The sequence below is a fragment of the Streptomyces sp. NPDC033221 genome (assembly GCF_055577005.1).
Genome location: NZ_JBVIQN010000009.1, coordinates 146,976 through 165,410, shown reverse-complemented (window position 1 = coordinate 165,410; position 18,435 = coordinate 146,976). Strand labels below are relative to the sequence as shown.

General features: G+C 73.8%; 19 protein-coding genes. 12 read left to right on the top strand and 7 right to left on the bottom strand.

What is annotated here, in order from left to right; all coding sequences use genetic code 11:
- The first annotated feature begins 97 nt into the window (after positions 1-97).
- The 4 genes from ACZ53K_RS14670 (at position 98) to ACZ53K_RS14655 (ending at position 5,142) form a co-directional block, all read left to right on the top strand.
- Positions 98-1,687: an APC family permease gene (locus ACZ53K_RS14670; protein WP_468835630.1), complete on the top strand. Its 1,590-nt coding sequence runs from the start codon at positions 98-100 to the stop codon at positions 1,685-1,687.
- A gap of 3 nt (positions 1,688-1,690) precedes the next feature.
- A complete protein-coding gene (locus tag ACZ53K_RS14665) occupies positions 1,691-3,646 on the top strand; it encodes a primary-amine oxidase (protein WP_468835627.1) in 1,956 nt (651 codons plus the stop codon).
- Positions 3,647-3,749: 103 nt separating this feature from the next.
- Complete coding sequence (locus tag ACZ53K_RS14660) at positions 3,750-4,499, top strand: molybdopterin-dependent oxidoreductase (protein WP_468835625.1); 750 nt, start codon at positions 3,750-3,752, stop codon at positions 4,497-4,499.
- Positions 4,483-5,142 carry a cytochrome b/b6 domain-containing protein gene (locus ACZ53K_RS14655; RefSeq protein ID WP_468835622.1) on the top strand — a complete coding sequence of 220 codons (660 nt, stop codon included), beginning with the start codon at positions 4,483-4,485 and terminating at the stop codon, positions 5,140-5,142. Before ACZ53K_RS14660 ends, ACZ53K_RS14655 begins: the two co-directional genes overlap by 17 nt.
- On the opposite strand, the gene ACZ53K_RS14650 is transcribed toward ACZ53K_RS14655, so the two are convergent.
- Complete coding sequence (locus ACZ53K_RS14650; protein WP_468835620.1) at positions 5,139-6,035, bottom strand: phosphotransferase family protein; 897 nt, start codon at positions 6,033-6,035, stop codon at positions 5,139-5,141. The genes ACZ53K_RS14655 and ACZ53K_RS14650 overlap by 4 nt on opposite strands.
- Positions 6,036-6,332: 297 nt before the next feature.
- Between ACZ53K_RS14650 and ACZ53K_RS14645 the strand changes: the two genes are divergently transcribed.
- From ACZ53K_RS14645 to ACZ53K_RS14625, 5 genes are all read left to right on the top strand, one after another.
- Positions 6,333-6,470, top strand: a complete 138-nt coding sequence (locus ACZ53K_RS14645) for a lasso RiPP family leader peptide-containing protein (RefSeq protein ID WP_468835617.1) — start codon at positions 6,333-6,335, stop codon at positions 6,468-6,470.
- A gap of 155 nt (positions 6,471-6,625) precedes the next feature.
- Positions 6,626-8,479: a lasso peptide isopeptide bond-forming cyclase gene (locus tag ACZ53K_RS14640; RefSeq protein WP_468835933.1), complete on the top strand. Its 1,854-nt coding sequence runs from the start codon at positions 6,626-6,628 to the stop codon at positions 8,477-8,479.
- Positions 8,480-8,482: 3 nt separating this feature from the next.
- Positions 8,483-8,737 carry a lasso peptide biosynthesis PqqD family chaperone gene (locus tag ACZ53K_RS14635; RefSeq protein ID WP_468835615.1) on the top strand — a complete coding sequence of 85 codons (255 nt, stop codon included), beginning with the start codon at positions 8,483-8,485 and terminating at the stop codon, positions 8,735-8,737.
- Positions 8,734-9,207: a lasso peptide biosynthesis B2 protein gene (locus ACZ53K_RS14630; protein ID WP_468835612.1), complete on the top strand. Its 474-nt coding sequence runs from the start codon at positions 8,734-8,736 to the stop codon at positions 9,205-9,207. The genes ACZ53K_RS14635 and ACZ53K_RS14630 overlap by 4 nt, the downstream gene beginning before the upstream one ends.
- A gap of 36 nt (positions 9,208-9,243) precedes the next feature.
- Positions 9,244-9,879 (top strand): DUF6875 domain-containing protein, encoded by a 636-nt coding sequence (locus ACZ53K_RS14625; RefSeq protein WP_468835609.1) that lies wholly within the window; start codon positions 9,244-9,246, stop codon positions 9,877-9,879.
- Positions 9,880-9,896: 17 nt separating this feature from the next.
- Here ACZ53K_RS14625 and ACZ53K_RS14620 read toward each other — a convergent pair whose 3' ends face one another.
- The 4 genes from ACZ53K_RS14620 to ACZ53K_RS14605 form a co-directional block, all read right to left on the bottom strand.
- Entirely contained in the window at positions 9,897-11,024 is a 1,128-nt protein-coding gene (locus tag ACZ53K_RS14620; protein ID WP_468835606.1) for a sensor histidine kinase, read from the bottom strand.
- Complete coding sequence (locus tag ACZ53K_RS14615) at positions 11,021-11,809, bottom strand: response regulator transcription factor (protein ID WP_468835931.1); 789 nt, start codon at positions 11,807-11,809, stop codon at positions 11,021-11,023. The genes ACZ53K_RS14620 and ACZ53K_RS14615 overlap by 4 nt, the downstream gene beginning before the upstream one ends.
- A gap of 97 nt (positions 11,810-11,906) precedes the next feature.
- Entirely contained in the window at positions 11,907-12,476 is a 570-nt protein-coding gene (locus tag ACZ53K_RS14610) for a DM13 domain-containing protein (protein WP_468835603.1), read from the bottom strand.
- 121 nt (positions 12,477-12,597) lie between these two features.
- A complete protein-coding gene (locus ACZ53K_RS14605; protein ID WP_468835601.1) occupies positions 12,598-13,008 on the bottom strand; it encodes a (2Fe-2S) ferredoxin domain-containing protein in 411 nt (136 codons plus the stop codon).
- A gap of 25 nt (positions 13,009-13,033) precedes the next feature.
- Between ACZ53K_RS14605 and ACZ53K_RS14600 the strand changes: the two genes are divergently transcribed.
- Complete coding sequence (locus ACZ53K_RS14600; protein ID WP_468835599.1) at positions 13,034-14,431, top strand: cytochrome P450; 1,398 nt, start codon at positions 13,034-13,036, stop codon at positions 14,429-14,431.
- Between the two features lie 387 nt (positions 14,432-14,818).
- A complete protein-coding gene (locus tag ACZ53K_RS14595; protein WP_468835596.1) occupies positions 14,819-16,456 on the top strand; it encodes an ABC-F family ATP-binding cassette domain-containing protein in 1,638 nt (545 codons plus the stop codon).
- A 36-nt stretch (positions 16,457-16,492) separates the two neighbouring features.
- Here the strand turns inward: ACZ53K_RS14595 and ACZ53K_RS14590 are convergent, their stop codons facing one another.
- Positions 16,493-16,918, bottom strand: a complete 426-nt coding sequence (locus tag ACZ53K_RS14590; RefSeq protein WP_468835593.1) for an NUDIX domain-containing protein — start codon at positions 16,916-16,918, stop codon at positions 16,493-16,495.
- Positions 16,919-16,958: 40 nt separating this feature from the next.
- Positions 16,959-17,678: an HAD family hydrolase gene (locus ACZ53K_RS14585; protein ID WP_468835591.1), complete on the bottom strand. Its 720-nt coding sequence runs from the start codon at positions 17,676-17,678 to the stop codon at positions 16,959-16,961.
- 148 nt (positions 17,679-17,826) lie between these two features.
- Between ACZ53K_RS14585 and ACZ53K_RS14580 the strand changes: the two genes are divergently transcribed.
- Positions 17,827-18,435, top strand: coding sequence for a DUF6314 family protein (locus ACZ53K_RS14580; protein ID WP_468835588.1), 609 nt, complete (start codon positions 17,827-17,829; stop codon positions 18,433-18,435).

The following is an 18,435-nucleotide window of genomic DNA, read 5'->3' as shown; positions in this document are numbered from 1 at the left end:
ACAGCCGTACGCACCACACGCGCAACCCGCACCACCCAGCACTCCGCACGACGCGCACCCCCGCCTCCCCGCTCCACGGAAAGGACACCTCCGCGCCATGCTGACGAGCAGTACGGGAAACCAGGGCAGTCCGGGACGCACCAGAGCTCCGGGCGGCCCCGATGAGATCAGCACCTTCAAGGGCCAGGAGCGGGCCCTGCGCGCCGGCCGCATCGGCACGCCGGGCCTGCTGCTGTCCGTGCTGGCGGCCAGCGCGCCCCTGATGGTGGTGGCCGGTGTCATGGTCACCACGTACCAGGTCATGGGCATCGTCGGGCAGCCGCTGCTGTTCGTCATCCTGGGCGTGGTGATGGCGCTGTTCAGCGTCGGCTACGCGGAGATGAGCCGGCACGTGCACAACGCCGGCGCCTTCTACGCGTACATCGCGCGCGGCCTCGGCGGCACGGCGGGCGCCGGTGCGTCCTTCGTCGCGCTCGCCGCGTACAGCGCCCTGCAGTTCGGCATCTACGGCATCTTCGGCTTCGAGGTGGCCGGGCTGCTCGACAAGCATCTGGGCCTCACCGTCCCCTGGTGGGGGCCCGCCCTGCTCGGAGTCGTCCTGATCGGCGTGCTCGGCGCGCTGAAGATCGACCTGAACGCCAAGGTGCTGGGGGTGCTGCTCGCCGTCGAGGTCGTCCTGATCGCCGTCGTCGACCTCGCCTTCGCCGCCGACCCGGGCCCGCAGGGCCTGTCGCCGCTCGCCTTCGACCCGGCCACCCTCGGCGGCGCGGGCCTGGGCACCGCGCTGTGCTTCGCCGTCGCCGCGTTCGTCGGCTTCGAACAGGCCCCCGTCTACGCCGAGGAGACCAGCCGGCCGCAGACCGTCGTGGCCCGGGTGATGTTCCTCGCCGTGGGCTTCGTCGCGGTCTTCTTTGCGCTCAGCTCCTGGCTGATCGGCGTCGCCACCGGCCCGGACCACGTCGTGGCCACCGCCGGAAAAGAAGGCCCCGGGCTGCTCTTCGCCCTCACCGGACCCCGGCTCGGCGGCACCTTCACCGACATTCTGCACATCTTCTTCGTGACCGGCATCTTCGCCTCGATGCTCAGCTTCCACAACGTGGTGGCCCGCTACGCCTTCGCGATGGGCCGCGAGGGCCTGCTGCCCGCCGCGCTCGGCCGCACGTCCAGGTCCAGCGGCGCGCCCGCGCTCGGCTCGCTGCTCCAGTCCGTCATCTCGCTGCTCGTCGTGGCCGCCTTCGCGCTCACCGACCGGACGCCGGCCGGCGATCCCACCACCCCCGTGCTGAAGCTGTTCACCTGGGGCGGCAACGTGGGGGCGCTCGGGGTGATCGTGCTGATGGCCACCGCGTCCGTCGCGGTCATCGCGTTCTTCGTACGGCGCGGAGCGGGGCGGGCCCAGGCCGGGCGGCTGCTGGCCGCCGGGCTGGCCGCGCTGGCGCTGCTGACCGTACTGGTCTACGCGGTCAAGGACTTCGGTGTCCTGGTCAGCGCCGGGGAGGGCTCGGCGCTGAGCTGGGTGCTGCCCGGTGTCATCGGCCTGGCGGCCGTGGTCGGGCTCGGGTACGGGCGGATCCTGCGGGCCCGGCGCCCGCGGGTCCATGCCCGTATCGGCCTGGGCAACGAGGCGTTCCAACTGGAGAAGGCGGCGAGCGTGCCGACGCCGTCGCCCCTGCGTGAGGAGAGCTGACCGATGACGCCCGGCACGACAACACCGCAGCCGCCCGCCCCGCACCCCCTCGACCCGCTCACCGCCGACGAGATCACCGCGGCCCGCGACGTCCTGGGCGGCGAGGGCCTGGTGGGCGAGACCACCCGCTTCCCGTTCGTGCTGCTGGACGAGCCGGACCGGCACACCGTCGCCGCCCACCGCCCCGGCGACCCGGTCGTCCGCCGCCTGCGCCTGACCCTCCTGGACACCGAGACCGGTACGAGCGCCGAGGCGATCGTCGACGTCACCGCCCGCGTCCTGCTGTGCCACCGCCCGCTGGACCCGGAGGCGGACGGCCAGCCGCCGATCCTGTTCGAGGAGTACGAGCGCTGCGACGCGATCGTCAAGGCCGACCCGGGCTGGCGCAAGGCCATGGCCGAGCGCGGCATCACCGACACCGCGCTCGCCGTCTGCGCGCCGCTGGCCGCAGGCAACTTCGGCCGGGCCGAGGAGACCGGACGCCGGATGCTGCGTTCGCTGACGTTCCTGCGATGCGACACGGCCGACAACCCGTTCGCGCACCCCGTGGGCGGACTGGTCGCCGACGTGGACCTGACCGAGCGGCGGGTCGTCCGGCTCGTCGACACCGGAGCGGTGCCCGTACCCGCCGAATGCGGGCGTTACGAGGCCGAATACAACGGCCCGGCACGCACCGACCTCAGGGCCTTGCGGATCAGCCAGCCCGACGGCCCCTCCTTCACCCTGGACGGACACCGACTGACCTGGCAGAACTGGTCGCTGCGACTGGACTTCAACTCCCGCGAGGGCCTGGTCCTGCACGAGCTGTCCTACCGCGACGGCGACCGCGTACGGCCCGTCCTGCACCGCGCCTCGCTCGCCGAGATGGCCGTCCCGTACGCCGACCCCGGCGCGGACCGCAACTGGATCTGCTACCTGGACGTCGGCGAGTACACCCTCGGCCGCAACGCCAACGCGTTGCGGCTGGGCTGCGACTGCCTCGGCGAGATCCGGTACGTGGACGCCGTCGTCCCCGACGACCACGGAACCCCGCGGACGCTGCCCAACGCCGTCTGCATCCACGAGGAGGACCACGGCCTCCTGTGGAAGCACACCAACATGTTCGACGACTCCGCCGTCGAGAGCCGCCGCTCCCGCCGCCTGGTCGTCTCCTGCATCGCCACGCTCGGCAACTATGACTACGGCTTCTACTGGTACCTCTACCAGGACGGCGGCATCGAGTTCGAGGTCAAGTCCACCGGCCTGGTGCAGACCTCGGCAGCCGAACCGGGGACGGTCTCGCCGTACGCCACCGAGGTCGCCCCCGGCCTCCAGGCTCCCTACCACCAGCATCTGTTCTGTGCCCGGCTGGACCCGGCGGTGGACGGCCACGCCAACACGGTGGAGGAGGTCGATATCGTCCCGCTCCCCATGGGCCCCGGCAACCCCAACGGCAACGCCTTCACCATCCGGGCCACCCCCGTCACCGACTCCGAAGAAGCCGGACGGCTGGCCGACCCGGCCGCCGGACGCCGCTGGCGGATCACCAACCCCGCCGCCCGCAACCGCACCGGACAGCCGGTCGCGTACACCCTGACCCCGCAGACCTCCGGCCCGGCCCTGCTCGCGCAACCCGGCTCCGCGGTCGCCGCGCGGGTCGCCTACGCCACCAGACACCTGTGGGTCACCCGCAGCGCGGCCGGCCGCCACTACCCGGACGGCGATTACCCCAACCAGCACCCCGGCGGCGCGGGCGTCACCGCGTGGTCCCGCCCCGGCGAGTCCCTGGAGAACACCGCCCTCACCCTGTGGCACTGCTTCGGACCGACCCACCTGCCGCGCCTGGAGGACTGGCCGGTCATGCCGGTCGACCGCTGCGGCTTCACGCTGCGGCCGACCGGCTTCTTCGACCGGAACCCGACGCTGGACCTGCCGCGGGAGAGCGGCGGGACGGACCACTGCCACGCCCAGGGCACGTGATGTCCCCCCGGGGTTCGGGCAGCGGCCCGGGCAGAGATGACGAAAGCCTGACGTCCGGGCGCGCAGGCTGGCCGGGCCCCCGGCGCGGTGCTCGAATCGAGGTGTGACCCCCAACGACGACGCGCCCGCCGCGGAGCCGGGGGCCGACGGGCGCGGCAGCCCCGTCGGCCGCCGCCTGGTACTCGGCATGCTCGCCACCGGCGCAGCCGGCATCGCCACCGCCCCGTACCTCCAGCGTGCGTACGACCGCACCCTCGGCGCCGCCGCGCAGAACGACCCCACCGGCCTGTCAGGCCTCCTCCCGGCGGGCGGTGGCTTCCGCTACTACTCGGTGACCGCTTCCGTACCGCCCAAGAACGAACGCAGTTACCGTCTCAAGGTGGACGGCCTGGTCGACCGCCCGGCCACCTACCGCCTGGCCGACCTGCGCGCGCTGCCGCAGACGCGCCTGGTGCGCGACGTGCAGTGCGTGACTGGCTGGCGGGTGCCCGGCACGCCGTTCCAGGGCGTCCGCCTGTCCCGCCTCCTGGACGCGGCGGGAGTGCGCCCCGGCGCGAAAGCGGTCCGCTTCACCTGCTTCGACGGCGCGTACAGCGAAAGCCTCACGCTCGGACAGGCCCGCCGGGACGACGTACTGATCGCCCTCACCATGCGCGACAAGCCGCTCCCGCACGCGCACGGCGGCCCGGTGCGGCTGTACGTGGCGCCGATGTACTTCTACAAGTCGGCGAAATGGCTGTCCGGCATCACCGTCACCGAGCGGGTGGAGCCGGGGTACTGGGAGGAACGCGGGTACGACGTAAACGCGTGGGTCGGCCGCTCGAACGGACGCGACGATGCACCGACCGTCTGAACGGGCCGCGCGCGTACGCCGCTTCACGCCCGCCGAACGCTGGGTGCACCGCGCCACCGCCACCCTCATGGCCGTCTGCGTCCTGACGGCGGGCTGCCTCTACCTCCCCTTCCTCGCCCAGCTCGTCGGCCGCCGGGCGCTGATGGTGACCGTCCACGAATGGTCCGGGCTGCTGCTCCCCGTACCGCTGCTGCTCGGCCTGGCCTCGCGCGCGCTGCGCACCGACCTCACCCGCCTCAACCGATATGGGCCGCATGATGGGCGCTGGCTGCGCGCCGCGCTGCGCCGTGGCTCCGACCGGCCCGCAGGGAAGTTCAACGCGGGGCAGAAGATTTACGCGGCGTGGCTGGCGGGCGCGGTCCTGGTCATGACCGGAACGGGCCTGCTGATGTGGTTCACCCACCTCGCCCCGCTCTCCTGGCGCAGCGGCGCGACCTTCGTCCACGACTGGCTGGCCCTGACGATCGCCGTCGTCATCGCGGGCCATGTGTGGATGGCGTACGGCGATCCCGAAGCGCGCCGGGGGATGCGGACCGGAACCGTCGACCCGGGGTGGGCGCGGCGTGAGCATCCGCTGTGGGAGCCGGGGGAGACGGGGAAGACGGGAGAGGTGCGGGAGCGGGACTCGGGCCGCGTGGGTTAGGCCTCTTCCGGCGCGTCCAGGGAGGTCGGCTCCCAGGCCCGCCGCAGCTGCGCGCGCAGCAACGGCAGCGGACTGTCGTCGATGCCGCGGAGCCGGTCGGAGAGCAGCGTCAGCGTGTCGCAGCGGGCCAGTTGCAGCGCACGGGCACCGGCGCCGAGGCCGAAACCGGCGGCCGTCGCGATCCGTACGGCGGCCACCGCGCCGACCGAGATCGCGAGCCCCGCGACGTCCTCGGCGGAATCGCCGGTGACCGCGTCCGCCCAGTCGAGCACGCCGCTGATCCGGCCGTCCTCGGCGACCAGCAGATGCTCGCCCTTGAGGTCGTTGTGTACGAGCGCGCCGGGCGCGGTGGCGCTCTCCGCCCCCGGGACGCGCAGCCTCGGCAGCCACGCCGTCTCGAACTCGCCCCGCGCGGCGGCGTTTTCGGCTGCTTCCGTGGCGCGGCGCAACAGCCCGGGCATGTTGCGCGGCGCCTCCGGGGGCACCCCCAGTGCCTCCGCGGCCTCCGCGGGCACCTCCGCGAGCAGGACGAGCAGCCGCGCCAGGTCGGCCTCGCCCGCCGCCGTCACCGGGCGCAATTCGGCGGAGGTCCCGTCCAGCCGGGTGTCCAGGGTGAACGCGCGGCCCCGGGCCCACTCGCCGCTCGCCACGCTGACCGGCACGGACACGCCGATCCGGTCGCCGATCAGCTCGCGCAGCGCGACCTCCCGGCGCAGCCGTTCCGATCCGCTCCGGTCCAGCGCGCACCGGGCCACCCGGTCCGGCCCGACCCACCAGGACGCGTGGTCGCCCCCCTCGCCGATGGGCCGGACATCCGCCGCGGTCACACCGGGAACGGTGTCCTGGGCCAGGTGGGCCACCTCTGCCGCCTCCGGCAGGCGTTCATCCGTCATGATCGCCATCATGCCGCAGCAGGCCGGATATCGGCACCGACATTCATAAGGGCAGTATGTGAATACGCAGCATTCACCTGTTCAACCACAAGCGCGTTTCTTCGGCGCTTTTTGACATGGTCGCGATTCTTTTCGGATCTCCGCTTGTTTCGCCGCACATATGGCACCCAGGTGCTTCGGCGGGCTTCCGACATTCCGTCCGCCACACGATGCGACACAGGTCACACGAGTCACGCCGATTCCGGTGCTACCTTCCCTCACCGCTGACCAACACCCGATGCAGAAGGAGAGGTTGTCATGAACGAGCAGTCCGAACAGACGCAGACGCCCACGGAGTACATTCCGCCGACGCTGGTCGAGGTGGGCGAGTTCTCCGAGGACACGCTGGGATCGAGCGGCCGGTCGCCCGACTGGTTCTTCAACTACAACTGGTAGGCCGTCCGCTGAACCAGCGGACACAGTGCAGGCAGGGAGCCGGGCCCGCGCGAGCGGGACCCGGTCTCCGCCGCCCCGCACCGCGGCCCCGGCCGCGCGGGGCGGCGAGGGCACCGACGGGGGGCGACAGGATGACGCAGACGCAGGCCGGGTTCGTGGTCCTGCCGGACACCGCCGGCGGCGCGCGGCTGCGACCGCTCGTACCGTTCGCGGACGCCCGGGTGGTCACCCACCCCTCCGGACGGCCGTGGCTGGCCGGCCGGTGGCACGACGACCGGGTCCTGACCGCCGCGGCGGGCACCGTGCGGCTGGCCGTGTTCGGATCGTCCCCGGTCACGGCAGACCGGCTCCAGCAGCTGGCGGCCGGCGTCTCCCGGCCCGCCGACCTGGACCGGTTCATACCGTCGCTGCTGGGCTCCTGCCATGTCGTGGCATCGGTGCACGGCACCGTCCGGACCCAGGGCAGCCTCTCCGGCCTGCGCCGCGTCTTCCACACCCGGGTGGACGGGGTGCCCGTCGCAGCCGACCGCTCCGACGTCCTCGCGGCGATGACCGGAAGCGGAGTGGACGAGGAGACGCTGGCCCTGCGGGTGGCGTGCGGCCTTCAGGTGCCCTTCCCGGCGAACGCCCGCAGCGCCTGGTCGGGCGTCCACGCGCTCGACCCGGCGGACTTCCTCCTGTGGGACGGCGACCGGGACCGGGAAGTGACGTGGTGGCGCGCGCCCACGCCGGACCGCTCGCTGCGGGACGGGGCACCGGCGGTGCGCGACGCCTTGGCCGCCGTGCTGGAACGTTCCGCTGAACGGCCGCCGCCCGGCGCGGGCCGGCTGAGCACCGACCTGTCCGGCGGACTGGATTCCACCTCCCTGGCCTTCCTGGCAGCCCGGCACACCCCCGAGCTGCTGACCTTCCGCTGGGGCGAGGCCGAGGCCGCAAACGACGACGCGGTCTACGCCGGACACGCCGCCCGGCTGCTCGACCGCGCGGAGCACCTGGTCGTCCCGCAGCACGAACTCCCCGAAATCTTCGCCGACCCCGGCATCGCGTTCGCCACCGAGGAACCCGTCTCCCTGACCCGGGCGACCGCCCGGATCCGCCGGAGCGCCCGGCTGCTCGCCGGCCACGGCGCCCGCCGGCACCTGGCCGGACACGGCGGCGACGAACTGTTCCTCCCCACGCCCGGCTACCTCCACGAACTGATGCGCGCCCGGCCGCTGACCGCTCTCAAGCACGTACGGGCGTACTGCGCGCTGACCCGCTGGCCGCTGAAGGCGACGCTGGCCGAGGTGGCGAACCCGGGCACCCAGGCCGCGTGGTGGCAGGCCCAGGCCGACGACCTGACCGCGCCCCGGCCGTCCCAGCGGCGCCCGATGCTGGGCTGGGGCCTCGGGCCGATGCGAGCGGCACCCTGGACAACGGCCGAAGGCGTCGGCCTGGCCCGCGCGGTCCTGCGCGGCACCGCCGAGCAGGTACGGCCCCTCGCCGACGGTCCGGCCGTCCACTCCACGCTGCTCATGGTCCGCTCGAACACGTCCGGCTACCGGCAGCTGGCCCGGCTGTACGCGGAATCCGGCGTCGAGCTGGACATGCCGTACCTGGACGACACCGTCATCGACACCGTGCTCCGGGTGCCCGTCCACGAACACGCCGGACCCTGGCGGTACAAGCCCCTGCTGGCCGAAGCGATGCACGGCATCGTGCCCGACATGGTGCGGACCCGGTCCACGAAGGGCGAGTTCGGCGAGGACATCCGGAGGGGCCTGCGCCGCAACCTGCCCGCCATCCTCGACCTGTTCGCCGACTCCGAGCTGGCCGCCCGCGGCCTGATCGACCCGGCGGAGCTCCGCCGTCAGCTGGCACTCCCGCAGCAGGACACCACGCTGCCGCAGGCGCTGGAGAACCTGATCGGCTGCGAAACCTGGCTGCGTGCCGCCGCCCCGGCCACCACCGCCTCCGCCCGCGCCACCGTGACACCCGACAGTGACCGCACCGCACCACGGAAGGCCTGACCCATGCGGCTCCACCCCGACGTATCCATGACGGACACCGACGACGGCACGGTCCTGCTGCACCAGCGCACCGGCCGCTACTGGCAGCTCAACACCACGGGGAGCCACGTACTCCACCGCCTGCTGGACGGGGACACCCCCGACTCCGTCGCCGCCGGCCTCGCCACCTCGTACGGCATCGCCCCGCAGCGCGCCACGGACGACGTCGACGCCGTGCTCGCCCGACTGGCCGCCGCCGGGCTGACGGTGGGCCCATGAGCCAGTCCATGGCCCTGGCCGACCGGCGGCGGCTCCCGCTGACCCACCGCGTACTGCCGCTGCTGGCCGTCGGGGTGGCGCGGCCGCTCGCCGGCCTCACCCCCGCACGGCTGCGCGCCGTACTGGAATTCGCCCGTCGCGGGGCGGCACCGGCCCGCTCCGGCCAGGCCCGGGCCGCGCGCGAGCAGGTCGTGTCGGTGAGCCTGCGCTGCGCGGGCCAGAACTGCCTCCAGCGCTCCATCGCCACCGCGCTGCTGTGCCGGACCCGCGGCGTCTGGCCGACCTGGTGCACCGGTGTGCGCACCCACCCCTTCGCCGCCCACGCCTGGGTCGAGGCGGAGGGCCGGATGATCGGCGAGCCGTACCCCGAGGGGCACTACAAGCCGCTGCTGACCGTACCGCCCGCCACCGCGGGCCGGTCCCGCGCCGCGGTGCGGCGTCCGTTCCGCCCGCGCCGGCCGAAGCGCTGAGCCCGTGCGCACCGTCCCCCAGGAGGTGGCCACCCCATGACGACCGTGCACACCGACGAGCCGCTCGGCTCCGCCGCCAGGGCCCTGCGCCTCGTCGAGGACCGCACCACCGCACCGACGACGGTGGACGTCACGGAGTACGTCGCCGCGATGTCCGCCCACTGCCCCTACCTCGCGCCGTCCGTGGAACGCGGGCTGACGAGCTGGACGCTGTACGAGGCGGCCGGGGACGCGGCGGACGTCGAGGCGGCGGTGTTCCATGCCGGGATGCGGGCCGCGGAACGGCTCCGGACCCGGGCGGACCAGCGGCACGGCGCCCTGCTGTGCGAGAACATCGTGGTCGGCGGGGCCGGCCGGGAGGTGCTGGCGTGGCCGCACTGGGCCCTGAAGAACCTGTACACCCCGGTCGGCGTCATGTTCGGCAAGTTCCCGGTCGGCGACCAGATCGCCGACCACCACGGCCGCGTCATCCCGGAACCGCCGGTCTCGTTCCTGGCCGTACGGTTCGTCGTACGGGCCCGCGACCCCCTCTTCCTGAGCCGCACCCCGGACCTCGCCGACGCCGTGGCGACCGCGGAGGACGACGGCCGGGACGTCTTCGCCCAGTTCTCGCTCCCCCGGGAGTGGAAGGACGTGAAGCTCTGGGCGCGGGGGCGGCTGCCCAAGGAGTAGGTGTGCGCGGGCCCGCCTCACCCTCCGGGCAGCTCGATCTCGAAGCGGCAGCCCCGTTCCGTGTTGCCGACCGTGGCGCGGCCCGCGTGCGCCTCGACGATGCCGCGGACGATCGCCAGGCCCAGGCCCGCGCCGCTGCCGCCGTCCGCGCGGGGCGTACGGGCGGGAGCGCCGCGCCAGCCGGTGTCGAAGACGCGCGGCAGGTCGGCCTCCGGGATGCCGCCGCACCCGTCCTCGACGGCGAGCACCACCCGGCCGTCGTCCGCGCGCCGCGCGCTCACTGCCACCGTGCCGTCGGCCGGCGTCGCCCGGATCGCGTTGACCAGCAGGTTGCCCAGCACCCGGGTGATCTGCTGGGCGTCCACCCGGACCGGCACGGCCGCCACCCCGCCGTCCACCAGGCGCACCCCGTCCGCGGCGGCCAGCGGCCGGGCGCCCGCGAGGGCGTCGTCCACCAGGTCGTACACCGACACCCGGGAGGGCGTCAGCGTCAGCGCGCCCGCCTGGATACGGGAGAGTTCGAAGAGGTCGTCGACCAGGCCGGCCAGCCGGTCCACCTCGACCCGTATACGGGCGTGGTAGCGGGTCGCGTCCGCACCGGACACCACGCCGTCCTCCAGCGCCTCGGCCATCGCCCGCAGGCCCGCCAGCGGGGTGCGCAGGTCGTGGGAGATGCCCGCGACCAGGTCGCGGCGGGCGGAGTCCAGGGCGCGTTCGCGCTCGCGGGCCCGTGCCAGCCGGGCGCTGGTCTCCTCCAGCGCCTCGGCCAGCGTGGCCAGTTCGGCCGTCGGCGGATCGGCGGGCGCCGCGAACCCGCCCTCGCTGCCGACCGTGCCGGCCGCCGCCGCCAGCTGCCTGCTGCCCGCCGCGATCCGGCGGCCGAACAGCAGCGCGGCGCCCAGCGACACCACACCGGAGACGGCGACCACGGCCATCACCACACCGAGGTCGTGCGCCGACAGGAACATCGCCTGGGCCACCGCGACCGTGCCCGCCGCCATCGTGACGACGGCCAGCGCCCCGGCCGCGAACAGCGACAGCGCGACGGAGCGGCGCCGCAGCACCCGCACGGCCGCTGCGGCCGGAAGCCCTGCGGCCGCCGCGCCGAGGGCGGCCAGGGCGACGATGACGAGGAAGTCGTTCACGGGCGGGGGCCTTCGAGGGGCGGGGTCTGCGGGGCCGGGTCCGTGTGCGGGGGCGCCTCCGCCGGGTCGAAGCGGTACCCGGCGCCCCACACCGTCACGATCAGCCGCGGCGCCGCCGGATCGTCCTCGACCTTCTCCCGTAGCCGCCGCACATGCACGGTCACCGTCGACAGGTCGCCGAACTCCCAGCCCCAGACCTGGTGCAGCAGCTCCTCCCGCGCGAACACCCGCCCCGGGTGCCGCATCAGGAAATGCAGCAGGTCGAACTCGCGGGCGGTCAGGGACAGGGGCCGCCCGGCCCGTACGGCGTGGCGGCCCGCGAGGTCGGCGGTCAGGTCCCCGGCCCGCAGGGGAGGGGCCGGGGTTGCGGCCGGCGGGGCGGCCTCCGCGCGCCGCAGTACGGACCCGATGCGCAGCACCAGTTCACGGGGGCTGAACGGCTTGGTCACGTAATCGTCCGCGCCGAGCTCCAGCCCCAGGATGCGGTCGGACGCCTCGCCGCGGGCGGTGAGCATCACGACGGGGAGCGGGCCCGCCCCCTCCGCCCCGTCCGTCCCCTCCGCCCGGCGCAGCCTGCGGCACACCTCCAGGCCGTCCAGGCCCGGCAGCATCAGGTCCAGCACCACCAGGTGCGGCCGGAAGGCCGCGGCGCGGTCGAGGGCCGCCCAGCCGTCGGCGGCGTGCTCGGTGGTGTAGCCGGCGCGGGTGAGGTAGCCGGTGACGACCTCGGCGACGGTCGGATCGTCCTCGACGACGAGGATGCGCCGGGGCGGGCCGCCGGGCACCGGGCCGGTGGGCGCCGGGCCGGAGCGCGGCCCGGCGGGCGGACCAGGGGTCGGCCCAGGGGGCGGTACGGGGGGCGGGGTGGCTCGGCTCACGGGATCAGCGTGCCATCACGTCGGCCGGCCGGAGGTCGGCGGCGCCGAAGGACACCGAGAACCGCTGGCACCAGATCACCACGCTGCGGAAGCCGGCGGGGTCGGCGCCGGCCGGTACGGCGTAGTTCTGGTTGCCGAGGTTGCCTTTCAGCCTGCCCAGTTCGACGGCGTCCTTCCCGAGGCCCTTGGCGGCCTCGGCGGCGCTCCGGTGCGACAGGTACACCCGCACGTCCGGCCCTTCGGAGGTCTTGAGGTCCTCCAGCCGCACCACCCGGCCGCCGTCCGTCTGGCGCAGGGTACGGGCGGTGCCGCTGGTGGTGTGCTCGTGGGAGACGAAGGCGCCGCGGGCCGACGGTCCCTGCATGTCGCCCGCGCCCTGCTCGCCCTGTTTGTCCTGCATGGCGGGGGCGGAGGCGGCGGGCGGCGCGGCCTCGTCCACCGTGGTGTCGGTGAACGCCTTCCACGGCTGGAACAGGTAGAGCGCGAACGCCGCGGCGGCCACGGCCACGGCGAGAACGGGGACGACGACGGCACGGCGCAGGAGCGGCGTGCGGCGGGATGCGGTGGGCTTCATGCGTCCAGCGAACCGCGCCGGACGGGCGGACGGGGGCGGTGCGCCCGTCCCGTAAGACTCCGGTAATCGTCCGAGGGAGGCTGCGCCGGACGGCCGACGCGGCTCCGCGCGCCGGAGCCCCTCAGCTCTCCAGCGCCTCCCGTACCCGCCGCGACACGGTGAACGTGTACAGGTCCAGCACCCCCGGCGGCTCCGCGATGCCGGGCCCGCCCGCCTTGATCCAGGCGGCGACGTCGTCCAGCGCCCCGTCGTCGTTGACCAGGCCCAGCCACACCGGGCGCCCGCCCGCCGCCCGGCCCGCGCGGGACGGCTGGACCACCACGACGTTGGCCTGGTCGCAGACGTCCAGGCACTCCGAGGCGCGGACCTCGGCCGCGCCCGCCAGCGCCGCCCGCAGCCGCGGTATCTGCGCCGCGTGGTCCACGCCCGGGACCTTGCGCGGATCACCGCAGCAGCAGCCGCGGCAGACGGTGACGCGGCAGGGGGTTTCGGCGGGCGCGCGGCCGGAACGCTTATTGATCATTCGGCTCATGCTACGCGGGGTAGGTATCGGCCTCATGACCTCCACCACACACCCCGCCCCGCAGATACCGGGCCCCCGGGGAGTCCCCTTCCTGGGCTCGATGTTCGACCTGCGCCGGTCCACGCTCGACACCTTCACGCGCGCCCGGCGCGAACACGGCGACGTGGTCCGCTTCGTGGCCGGCCCGCCCGGCCTGCGCAGCGTCTTCCACGCGGTCTTCTCGCCCGAGGGCAGCCAGCAGATCCTGGCGTCCGGGGCCGCCAACTTCCGCAAGGACCACCCGTTCTACGAAGAGGTCCGGCAGTCCTTCGGCAACGGCCTGCTGACCAGCCAGGACGCCGATTACCTGCGGCAACGGCGGATCGTGCAGCCGCTGTTCACCAAGCGCCGGGTGGACGGGTACGCGGCGGCCGTGGCGTCCGAGGCGCAGGCCGTCGCCGACCGCTGGCGCACCCGGCCCGGCGGCACCGTCGACCTGGTGGGCGAGATGAACCGGCTCGCGCTGCGCACGGTCTCCCGCATCCTGTTCGGTACGGACGTGGAGGCCGCGGTCGCCACCGTGCACCGCTGCTTCCCGGTGATCAACAAGTATGTGGTGCGGCGCGGCTTCTCGCCCCGCAACCCGCCGCGCCACTGGCCCACGCCCGCCAACCGCAAGGCGGCCGCCGCGACGGCCGAGCTGCACGCGGTGTGCGACCGTATCGCCGCCGGACGCCGGGCCGCCGGGGCGCCCGGCGACGGCGACGAGGACGGCGACGGCGCCGGCCTCGACCTCCTCTCGCTCCTGACCCGCGCGGGCAACGCGGCGGACGGCGGCCTGGACGCCACCGAGATCCGCGAACAGGTGCTGGTCTTCCTGCTGGCCGGGCACGAGACGACCGCGACCTCGCTGGCCTTCACCCTCCACCTGCTCGCCCGGCACCCCGGGGAACAGGCGCTGATCCGGGAGGAGATCGACTCCGTACTGGCCGAGCGCGACCCCGAGGCCGCCGACCTGGACCGGCTGCCGCGGCTGACGCGGGCCCTCAAAGAGGCCATGCGGCTGTACCCGGCGGCGCCGGTGGTCAGCCGGCGCGGCGTCGAGGCCACCGAGATCGGCGGATACCGCATTCCGGCCGGCGCCGATGTGATCGTCTCGCCCTGGGTGACCCACCGGCACCCGGACCTGTGGGAGGACCCGGAGCGCTTCGATCCGCTGCGGTTCACGCCGGAGCGCGAGGCGGCCCGCCACCGCTACGCGTGGTTCCCCTTCGGCGGCGGTCCGCGGGCCTGTATCGGGCAGCACTTCTCGATGCTGGAGTCGGTGCTGGCGGCGGCGGTGCTGCTGCGCGCGTACGAGCTGACGGCGGTGGACCGGGACGTGCCGCTCACCGCCGGGATCACCCTTCAGGCGGCCGGACCGGCGCGGGTGCTGCTGCGCGCGGTGGGCTGACGGCCGGGGGCGGGCAGTTCGCGGCGGGGGAGGGGCGCCGGCGGGTGGTGCGACCCCACCACCAAAAGCAACGAAAATAGCATTTGCGTTTTCGTGGTGCCCCTGTACCGTTCGTCGTGGTCCCACTGCCGCCGATAGGAGAAGGCCGTTGCTCGTCTGAGGTCCTGAGACACCGCGCCCACGGCGCGAGGTGCGAGAGTGCGCGATCAGCGCGCCCGGCACCCGCCGTGCGCCCTGTCCTCGACCTCGGCGACCCGGATCTCCCGGCCCGCCCGCCGCCCCGGCCCGCCCCTCGGCGCCGCCGCCCGGCTCTCGTGGACCTTCCCGTGGTGTCTCCCGCGCTGCCACCCGCACCTTCACCGCGCAACGCGCAACGAGGAGACCTGTATGACCACCTCTTCCACCGCCTCTGCCGCCGCTTCGGCCGCCGCTTCCGTCGTCTGCTCCGGTCTCGGCTTCTCCTGGCCCGACGGCACCCCCGTCCTGGAGGACTTCGACCTGACCGTCGGACCCGGCCGTACGGGCCTCATCGGCCTCAACGGGTCCGGCAAGTCGACCCTGCTGAAACTGTTCGCCGGCCGGCTCCAGCCGTCCGAGGGGTCCGTGAAAGTGGCCGGCGAGATCGGCTACCTGCCGCAGAACGCCGCCCTGGACACCGGACTGCGGGTGGACGCGGCCCTCGGCATCGCCGGAACCCGCGCCGCCCTGCACGCCATCGAGGCCGGAGACGCCAGTGAGGCCAACTTCACCGCCGTGGGCGACGACTGGGACGTGGAGGAGCGCGCCCGCGCCACTCTCGACCAGCTCGGCCTGCACTCCATCGACCTCGACCGCACCATCGGCGAGGTGTCCGGCGGCGAGTCCGTCCTGCTGCGGCTGGCCGCGCTGCTGCTGCGCCGCCCCGACGTCCTGCTGCTGGACGAGCCGACCAACAACCTCGACCTGGCCGCCCGCCGCAGGCTCTACGACGCGGTGTCCGGCTGGCCCGGCGTGCTGATCGTCGTCAGCCACGACCGTGCGCTGCTCGATCTGGTGGACCGCATCGCCGACCTGCGCGGCGGCGAAGTCCACTGGTACGGCGGCAACTTCACCGCGTACGAACGCGCCCTCGCCGTCGAGCAGGAGGCGGCCGGACGCATGCTGCGGGTCGCCGAGGCCGAGGTGGCCCGCCAGAAACGCGAACTGGCCGACGCGCACGTGAAGCTGGCCCGCCGGGCCCGGTACGCCAACAAGATGTACGCCCAGAAGCGCGAGCCGAAGATCATCATGAACGCGCGCAAGGCATCGGCCGAGGTCTCGGCCGGCAAGCACCGCATCATGCACACCGAGAAACTCAAGGAGGCCAGGGAGCGGCTGGGCGAGGCCGCCGAAGCGGTACGGGACGACGACGAGATCCGCGTCGACCTGCCGCACACCGAGGTACCGCCGGGCCGCGAGGTCCTGACCCTGCGGGCCCTGCGCGCCCGCTACGGCGGGCACGCCGACCTCGAACTGCGCGGCCCCGAACGGGTGGCGCTGACCGGCCGCAACGGCTCCGGCAAGACCACGCTGCTGCGGACCCTGGCGGGCGAACTCCCGCCCGACGAGGGCGAGGCGCAGATCCACGTACCGCACCGCTTCCTGCCGCAGCGGCTGGACGTCCTCGACGACGGGCTGACCGTCGCCGAGAACGTCGCCCGCTTCGCCCCGGACGCCACCAACAACCGGATACGCGCCCGCCTGGCGCGCTTCCTGTTCAAGGGCGCCCGGGCCGACCAGCAGGCCGGCACCCTCTCCGGCGGCGAACGCTTCCGCGCGACCCTCGCCGCCCTGATGCTTGCCGAACCCGCACCACAGCTCCTGACGCTCGACGAGCCGACGAACAACCTGGACATGGCCTCGGTGCGCCAGCTCGTCACCGCACTGGAGTCCTACCGGGGCGCGCTGGTCGTGGTCAGCCACGACGTGGCGTTCCTCCGCGAGATCGGCATCACCCGCTGGCTCACCGTGGACGGCGGCAAACTGACGGACACGGACCCGATGTGACGGTCCGGGGACGGGGGCGGCCCCGGGGCCGCCCCTTTACCCTTCCGCCGTGAACAGCGCCAAAGTGGCCGCACACTGCGAGTGCAGCGGTGCCGGCAGCGCGCCGGACGCGAACCAGCCCAGCTCGTCGAACTTGTGCGGCTCGCCGATCCGCACCTCCTCCGGACGGACCCGGACGGCGAAGACCACGGCGACCCAGTGCGACACCACCGGCTCGCCGCGCAGTACGTTCCGTACGCCGAGCCGCGCGATCTCCAACGGCGTGGTGCGGTACTCCTCGTACACCTCACGCGTCACGGCCGCCTCGAAGGTCTCGCCGAACTCCAGCGCCCCGGCGCCGCAGTCCCACGTACCCGGCTCGTCCCGGGCCCCCACGCTCCGCCGTGCGAGCAGCACCCGCCCCCGGCCGTCATGGCACACGAACACGCACGACACGCTCGGCACGCCACTGTTCCCCGTCACCGCCGGCTCTCCCTTCTCCTTGTTCCGCATCCCACCCCGCTCAGAAGTGCCGCAGCAGCTCGGCGAACGTCTCCAGGTGGAGCACCTGCTCGTCGGCCGGGTCCAGCACGCCGTGTTCCAGCACCCAGGTGTGGTCGTTCGGGATGAACACCGCGTTCAGGCCCGCCTGCCGGGCCGGCAGGATGTCCGACTTGGGGGAGTTGCCGATCATCCAGGTGGCCGACGGCGTCAGCGCGCACGTCCGGATCAGCTCCTCGTACGTGCCGGCGTTCTTCTCCGGCACGATGTGCACCCCGCGGAAGTGGTGCGCCAGCCGGGACGCGTCCACCTTCGCGCGCTGCTCGTCCGCATCCCCCTTCGTCAGCATCAGCAGCTCGTGCCGCCCGGCCAGCTCCGCCAGGGTCTCGGCCACGCCCGGGATCAGCTCCACCTCGTCCGCCTCGAAGGCCCGCGCCCAGCCCGCGATCCGCGCCAGCTCCGCCGCGCTGGCCTCCCGCAGCCGCACCCGCCGCACACACTCGCCGAGACTCTGCAGGAACACCTTGCTGCCGTAACCGTGCACCACGGCGTTGGCGGCCTCGATCTCGTCCAGCAGCGCCCGTACGCCGTCCCGGCCCAGCTCCGGGTGGTCCAGCCAGGTCAGAAACTCCTCGATGACCCGCTCGAAGATCACGTTGTTCTCCCACAACGTGTCGTCCGCATCGAAGACCAGCACCTGCCGCGCCCGCCGCGCCCCGGCCCCGTCGCCCGCTGTGCTCACACCGTCTCCTCGTACGCTTCGCCGTCCAGGCCGGAAGGCACCCCCGGCCCCGCGGCACCCTACTGACCGGGTCCGCGCGCACGCACCGCAATTCCCCGCGGCCCGGCCCGGCCGGCGCGGGGCAGCCGCCACCGGGGACAATGGCGGCATGCCGACAGAGCCCGACGCCGCGACCGTGTCCGGCGGCCCGTACGCGGTCCCGGACGCCGCGCAGTACCTGGCCGGATGGTGGACGATCGAGCGCACCGTGCTCGATGTCCGTACCGGTACGCAGGGCACCTTCCGCGGTACGGCGCACTTCCGGCCGGAAGAATCTGAAAACGCCGCGGGCTCCGGCGGTGGGACCGCGCCCGGTGTGCTGCTGCACATCGAGGAAGGCGAGCTGACCTGGAACGGCACGACGGCCCCGGCAACCCGCACGCTGCGGCTGTGCCCGCACCCGGACGGCACCGCCGACGTCACGTTCGCCGACGGACGGTCCTTCCACGACCTCGACCTGCGTACCGGCCACTGGACCACCCGCCACCCCTGCGCGGCAGACCTCTACGACGGCGAATTCACCGTCGTCTCGCCGGAGGAGTGGCACCTGCGCTGGCGGGTGGGCGGCCCGGCCAAGGCCCAGCTGCTGTGCTCGGTGTACCGGAAAGCGGACCTGCTCGACCGGCTGCCCGGTCGCACCGACTTCACCGTGGAGCGGGAGGAGTCCGTATCGGAAGGAGCCGGCGGACACACGCTGTTCCGGGCCCGGCGGCCCTGA

Excerpts from the sequence above, each read along its gene's own strand:
- ACZ53K_RS14670 (WP_468835630.1), top strand. The coding sequence starts at position 98 with ATGCTGACGAGCAGTACGGGAAACCAGGGCAGTCCGGGACGCACCAGA.
- ACZ53K_RS14665 (WP_468835627.1), top strand. The coding sequence starts at position 1,691 with ATGACGCCCGGCACGACAACACCGCAGCCGCCCGCCCCGCACCCCCTC.
- ACZ53K_RS14655 (WP_468835622.1), top strand. The coding sequence starts at position 4,483 with ATGCACCGACCGTCTGAACGGGCCGCGCGCGTACGCCGCTTCACGCCC.
- ACZ53K_RS14650 (WP_468835620.1), bottom strand. The coding sequence starts at position 6,035 with ATGACGGATGAACGCCTGCCGGAGGCGGCAGAGGTGGCCCACCTGGCC.
- ACZ53K_RS14645 (WP_468835617.1), top strand. The coding sequence starts at position 6,333 with ATGAACGAGCAGTCCGAACAGACGCAGACGCCCACGGAGTACATTCCG.
- ACZ53K_RS14635 (WP_468835615.1), top strand. The coding sequence starts at position 8,483 with ATGCGGCTCCACCCCGACGTATCCATGACGGACACCGACGACGGCACG.
- ACZ53K_RS14630 (WP_468835612.1), top strand. The coding sequence starts at position 8,734 with ATGAGCCAGTCCATGGCCCTGGCCGACCGGCGGCGGCTCCCGCTGACC.
- ACZ53K_RS14625 (WP_468835609.1), top strand. The coding sequence starts at position 9,244 with ATGACGACCGTGCACACCGACGAGCCGCTCGGCTCCGCCGCCAGGGCC.
- ACZ53K_RS14610 (WP_468835603.1), bottom strand. The coding sequence starts at position 12,476 with ATGAAGCCCACCGCATCCCGCCGCACGCCGCTCCTGCGCCGTGCCGTC.
- ACZ53K_RS14605 (WP_468835601.1), bottom strand. The coding sequence starts at position 13,008 with ATGAGCCGAATGATCAATAAGCGTTCCGGCCGCGCGCCCGCCGAAACC.
- ACZ53K_RS14600 (WP_468835599.1), top strand. The coding sequence starts at position 13,034 with ATGACCTCCACCACACACCCCGCCCCGCAGATACCGGGCCCCCGGGGA.
- ACZ53K_RS14595 (WP_468835596.1), top strand. The coding sequence starts at position 14,819 with ATGACCACCTCTTCCACCGCCTCTGCCGCCGCTTCGGCCGCCGCTTCC.
- ACZ53K_RS14580 (WP_468835588.1), top strand. The coding sequence starts at position 17,827 with ATGCCGACAGAGCCCGACGCCGCGACCGTGTCCGGCGGCCCGTACGCG.